This window comes from Mycobacteriales bacterium (assembly GCA_036497565.1).
Lineage (GTDB): Bacteria > Actinomycetota > Actinomycetes > Mycobacteriales > QHCD01 > DASXJE01.
Map to the genome: position 1 here is coordinate 1 of DASXJE010000079.1, position 5,712 is coordinate 5,712.

General features: G+C 67.0%; 5 protein-coding genes. 3 read left to right on the forward strand and 2 right to left on the reverse strand.

From position 1 onward, the window contains the following. Positions 1 to 252 (forward strand): alpha/beta hydrolase (locus tag VGH85_07185; protein ID HEY2173581.1); only part of this gene is annotated, 252 nt, incomplete at its 5' end. Positions 253 to 331: 79 nt separating this feature from the next. Here VGH85_07185 and VGH85_07190 read toward each other — a convergent pair. After that, positions 332 to 1,348, reverse strand: coding sequence for an AraC family transcriptional regulator (locus tag VGH85_07190; protein ID HEY2173582.1), 1,017 nt, complete (start codon positions 1,346 to 1,348; stop codon positions 332 to 334). A 234-nt stretch (positions 1,349 to 1,582) separates the two neighbouring features. Further along, positions 1,583 to 2,608, reverse strand: coding sequence for an AraC family transcriptional regulator (locus VGH85_07195; GenBank protein HEY2173583.1), 1,026 nt, complete (start codon positions 2,606 to 2,608; stop codon positions 1,583 to 1,585). A gap of 255 nt (positions 2,609 to 2,863) precedes the next feature. On the opposite strand from VGH85_07195, the gene VGH85_07200 reads away from it, so the two are divergent. Together VGH85_07200 and VGH85_07205 are read left to right on the forward strand one after the other, a co-directional pair. Continuing rightward, the gene (locus VGH85_07200; protein ID HEY2173584.1) at positions 2,864 to 4,696 is read left to right on the forward strand and encodes an NAD(P)/FAD-dependent oxidoreductase; all 1,833 of its coding nucleotides are present in this window, start codon (positions 2,864 to 2,866) and stop codon (positions 4,694 to 4,696) included. Continuing rightward, the coding region (locus tag VGH85_07205; protein ID HEY2173585.1) for an alpha/beta hydrolase fold domain-containing protein at positions 4,693 to 5,712 on the forward strand (1,020 nt) is incomplete at its 3' end. The genes VGH85_07200 and VGH85_07205, both read left to right, overlap by 4 nt.

The window sequence follows — 5,712 nt, forward strand, 5'->3', positions numbered from 1 at the left end:
AGGACACCTGAAGCTTCGCCGCTCTTTGGTGATCTGCACGGGCTTCCGCCGATGCTGGTACACGCCGGCAGCATCGACAGGATGTTGGACGACTCTGTCGAGTTGGCCAGCCGTGCGGAGAGCAGTGGGGTCGAAGTGAGGCTCGAGGTGTTTGAGGGCGCACCGCATGTGTGGCAGTTCTACGCCAGATGGGTTCCTGAAGGTAAGGAGTCAGTGGCCGCGGCCGGCGCTTTCCTTCATAGCCACCTGTAAGGCCAACATTGGAACGAGTCCTAGCTACATCGCGAATGCTGCCGGCTGCGAAATCCGAAGCCATTGGCGGCATGGCTGGCTAGCCCGTCCTGTGCAGCAGGGCCGCCGGTGAGACGCCGTATTCGACTTCGTGCGCCCGCGCGAAGCGGCCGTAGTGGTAGAAGCCCCAACTATATGCAATTGCTGCGGCTGTACTTCGTGTGGGATCGCTACGTGCCAGGTCTTCGTGGGCACGGGCGAGGCGTACGTTCCTGACATACGTCATCGGCGAGACCCCCAGATGGCGTCTGAAGACGACACCCAACGCGCTTGCGCTCATGGTGGCGAACCTGGCCAGATCTGCCAACGTGCAGAACTGCAGTGGATCTGCGTTGATGGCTTCGACGACGTTCTTGATGGATCGGTGCGACGGGACTCCTGTTGCGGGCCCGGCCAAGGCTGGCGAGTACGTATGCGGCTGACTCGCTATCAACGCGGAGATCATGATGCTGACCAGACGGTCGGCCACCGGGAACGATGAGGTGACACCGTCCGACTGGGCAAGCTCGTGAGAAACGAATCGCAGGACGCGGTAAAATGAGGATCCGCTCCCGTACTCCTCGATTCTCAGGGCGAACTGCGGATCCGACGCCACTCGGTATCCGAGGACCGCCGAGGTCTCTTCGTTGATTCGACCACGAGGGAAGCAGACGGTCAGAACCTTCGATCTCTCTCCGAGATAGTTCACTTCTACAGGGTGGCCAGGCGAAATCACGGCGCCCCCTGATCGTTCTACTGTCGTGAATTCTCGGTCCATCGAGATCCCCGCCGACCCAACGACGGGAATGCAGATCGTGTACCGGTCGTGATCAGTGACCGTCGTCACTCGTGCCGAGGTGATGTCCAGAACCGACAGCCGGGTCCCGATCAGCTCGATCGTCTCGAGTCGCATGTCGAACTTGCGGTCCGCATCGTTCGACTCGACCCGTGAGTAGCCATATGTGTGACTTATCGACGTCGCTGCGCTGTCGACCTCGGTGTGATGAGAGACGGAAGGGTGGGCGTCGCGCCAGACCGAGGTGGCCCAGGGGAGAGCATCTATAGCATGATCCGTCATGCGGTGGCCTCGATTCTCCCGCGTACAACCACGCATCCCGCACAGCGCTCTCTCTGGGATGGTTCAAAGCCAGGCGTGCGTGGGCAGATGCACAGGGTAGCCGTGTTCTGGAACATGCTCGGTCCCCTGTCGGTCTCACCGATGAGTCTAGTACTCCAGCAATCTCGTGGGAGTAGATGTCCGGATGGTGCCGGACGCCTCAGGTGGAGCCGCTGTCGGCGACGACGTGCGTGGCTACAGCGTCGCAGCCGAGTGCAGGGTCTCCGACGGTGTGCACCCATAGACCCCGCGGTACTCGGCGGCGAACCGACCGTAGTGAACAAAACCCCACCCGTGAGCGACGGAGGTCGCTGTGGTGACGGCGGGCTCGGCGGCGAGCAGTTCGCTGTGCACTCTGGCAAGTCGCACCTGCCGCAGGTACTTCATCGGCGGGAGTCCCACATGGCGGCGGAACCCGGCGTCGAGCGCCCGCACGCTCAGGCCAGCGGCCCTGGCGATGTCGGCCACGGTGGTGATCTGGGCCGGACGGGCTTCGATGGCGTCGATGGCGTCGCGGATCGGTTTTGGTTCGTGCCCACCGGCGGGCCGGTCGAGCTCCGCGGAGTAGTTGTGCTGGCAGCTGGTGAGCAGGCCGGCCATGACCAGGCGTCCGAGTCGGGGTGCCATGGCTGGGATGGTCGCCAGTCCGCCCGGCTGGTGGATCTCTGAGGACAGCATCGCGAGCGAGCGCTCGAACGCGTCGCCCGTGCCGTGGTCGACGGTGGGGTCGAAGATCAGTGGACGCACGACGGTGTGACCCAGCATCGCCGAGAGCTCGGCCTCCAACGCCGCCCGTTCCACGAGGATGGTCCGCATGTGGCACCGGGGGGAGAGGTATTCGACTGTTGCGGGATCACCGGGCGCCACGATCGTCCCTCGCCTGCCGGCGACTAGTGCGGTGGCCCGGTCGGTCGACACGCGTACCTCGCCGCGGACGGGAAGACAGACGGCGAACCATGGGAAGCGGGCGGATCGCACGGTGGAGCTGGTCAGCTCGAGGTCGCCGAGCGCGAGGTTCGGGGTGCTGAAAGTCGTCAGCCGCATTTGCAGTCGCCGCTGCTGCACGGGCAGTCGGACGGTGACGTCACTGTAGGTCGCGCTGAGCGCGGCGCTCGCCTCGTCGAGCGTGCTGGCGGACGTGACGGTTGTGCTGGGTGGCCGCGCCAACGGGCGGTCGGCGGCAACGTCCGGGCGGCGAACGTCGCGGGTGCGTCGGTGCACGAGCGTCCTCCGTATCGCTGACGGACCGCGTCGGCCACGGGACCTGCGAGGCGTCGGCGCGGGAGCGCTTGGTGACGGCTGGACGGTACCACTCGCGCCGGGGCGATCAGCGATTCGGGCATGGGCAAAAGTGGATTGTGTCCGGCCAGAATCGGCTTGTCGATGCCCTTTAGGCGCTTCTAGCTTGGGAACCAGGGCACGCAGGATGACTTGTCGGTGCACAAATCTCGATGTTGCGCAATTGCGGGAGGACACATGTCGGAACTCGGGACCGCGGCGGTCGAGACGCGCGGCGAACGAGAACACCTCGAGGCGAAGTACCGAGCGGAGCGCGACAAGCGTCTACGGCCCGAGGGGAATGCTCAGTACATCCCGGTCGAAGGTACGTTCTCTCAATTTTCCGATGACCCCTACGCCGACGGGCCCGAGTCGAGACCGGCGTCTACCGACCTGGTCGATGTCGTCGTCGTCGGTGGTGGTTTCGCCGGGCTGTTGACCTCCGTTGAGCTGCGCAGGGCCGGCGTCGACAGCTTCCGGGTCATCGAGAAGGGCGCGGACTTCGGTGGGACCTGGTACTGGAACCGCTATCCCGGGATCGCGTGCGACTGCGAGTCCTACATTTATCTCCCGTTCCTTGAGGAATTAGGCTACGTCCCGACCGAGAAATATGCGCGCGGTGCCGAGATCGCCGCCCATCTCTGTGTCGTCGCCCGGAAGTACGACCTGTACGAGAACGCTCTGTTTCAAACCCAGGTGACCGATATTCGGTGGTCGGACACCGATGCCCGATGGGTCGTCAGCACCGATCGCGGCGATGCGATCAGGGCTCGGTTCGTCGTCCTGGGCAGCGGGCCGCTCAACCGGCCGAAGCTCCCCGGGATACCCGGGATCGCCGACTTTGCCGGACGCCAGTTCCACAGCAGCAGGTGGGACTACGACTACACCGGGGGAGACCCGACCGGCGGGATGGTCAAGCTCGCGGACAAGCGGGTCGCGATCGTCGGGACCGGTGCGAGTGGCGTCCAGATCGTCCCCCATGTCGCCCGCGACGCCGAGCATCTCTACGTGGTGCAGCGCACCCCACCGATCGTCGACAGCCGAGACAACGCGCCGACCGACCACGACTGGTTCGCCCGCCAGGCCGCCGGCTGGCAGCGGCGTCGGATGGAGAACTTCGACGCGATCCTCGCCGGCGTGCCACAGGACGCTGACCTGATCGGCGACAGGTGGACGACCATCTGGGGCGGCGGCGCCGAGGCGAGGGCAACCGGATCACCGGAGGCCGCCGCGGCGGCCCTGGCCGAGATGGACTTCGCGCAGTTGGAGCGGATCCGCGCCCGGGTCGACGAGCAGGTTCTCGACCCGCGCTACGCGGCGGCGCTCAAGCCCTACTACGGCCGGTTCTGCAAGCGGCCGTGCTTCAGCGACGACTACCTGCCGACGTTCAACCGGACGAATGTGACGTTGATCGACACCCAGGGCCGGGGCCTCGACCGGATCACCTCGACCGGGATCGTCTTCGATGGCACCGAGTACGAGGTCGACCTGATCGTGCACGCGACCGGTTTCGAGTTCGGGGTCGCGGCCACCCGTTCCGGCGGGTTCGAGGTGCACGGCCGGACCGGTACGAGCCTGTCCGAGCACCGAGCCGAGGGCGTTCGCTCGCTGCATGGCATCCACGCCAACGGGTTCCCCAACCTGTTCGTCATCGGCGGCCTGCACCATGCCGCGGTGTCGATCAACCAACCGCTGGTGTTCGGCGACCAGGGCCGCCACGTCGCGCTGCTGATCAAGGACCTCACCGGCCGTGGCGTCCGGACCGCCGAGGTGCGGCCGGAGGCGGAGAAAACCTGGGGAGAGGTCATCGCCACCAGGTCCACATACAGCATCGATGCCAGCCGAGGCTGCACGCCCGGTGCGTACAACAACGAGAACACCTTCGACAAGGCGCGGCCCAGCGTCTTCGCCACGGCGTTCGGCGGCGGCCCGCTCGAGTACGCCGCTCTGCTCGACCGGTGGCGGGCCGAATCGGTCGAGCAGGACCTGGAGCTCGTCCCGCGGCTGACCGGTGAGAAGAGCACACCGTGACCGCCGACGTGACCGCCGACGCGAGCCGGGTGGAGCTGCCCGGCAGGCTCGGCGACCCGGAGCGGACGCTGGGGGCGGACCGGCGTGCCGACCCACGTTTGGTCGCGGCCCTGGCGCCCTTCGGGTTGGACGGCGAGCAGCCCGCCCCGACGGTGTCGCCCTCCTCGGACCGTGCGGACCTGCTCGCCTTCGGACAGGGCGCGGAGGACGGTTTCGGCGCGGTGTTCGCCGCGCTGTTCGCCGGCCTACCTCCGGTGGAGGGGGTGACCCGGGAGACCGTCACGATCAACGGGGCCGACGGCAACGACATCCTCCTGTTCGTCCACCGCCCCTCGGGTGTGGACGGCGAACTACCCGCCGTCGTGCACTTGCACGGCGGGGGTGGGGTCATCCTGCGGGCCGCCGACGAGTGCTACGTGCGGTGGCGCGACGAGTTGGCGGCGAGCGGGCTGGTCGTGGTCGGTGTCGAGTTCCGGAACGCCGCCGGAGCGCTGGGCAGCCACCCGTACCCGGCCGGCCTGACCGACTGCGCGACCGGTGCCCGCTGGGTGAGCGCGCACCGGTTCGAGCTGGGCGTGGGCCCGGTCGTGGTCTCCGGGGAGTCCGGTGGTGGGAACCTCTCGCTCGCCGTGGCGCTCAAGGCGAACCGGGAGGGCTGGCTCGGTGAGATCGACGGCATCTATGCCATGGCCCCGATGATCTCCAGTCCCTGGGACAAGTCCGCCGAGCTGCCCTCGCGGCAGGAGAACGACGGCTACTTCATCAGCTGCGCGCTGCTGACGCTCATGGGTGCCCTCTACGACCCGGACGGCGCCCATGCCGGCGACGCGACCTGCTGGCCGGCCCGCGCCAGCGACGCCGAGCTCACCGGGCTGCCCCCGCACGTGATCTCGGTCAACGAACTCGACCCCCTGCGGGACGAGGGCCTGGCCTACCAACGCCGGCTGGTCGCGAACGGGGTGAGCGCGGTCGGTCGCACCGTCAACGGCACGGTCCACGGCGGGGACGTCTTCTTC

What these genes read in the sequence shown, in the direction of transcription:
- VGH85_07190 (HEY2173582.1), bottom strand. Translation starts at nt 1,348, where the DNA reads ATGACGGATCATGCTATAGATGCTCTCCCCTGGGCCACCTCGGTCTGG.
- VGH85_07200 (HEY2173584.1), top strand. Translation starts at nt 2,864, where the DNA reads ATGTCGGAACTCGGGACCGCGGCGGTCGAGACGCGCGGCGAACGAGAA.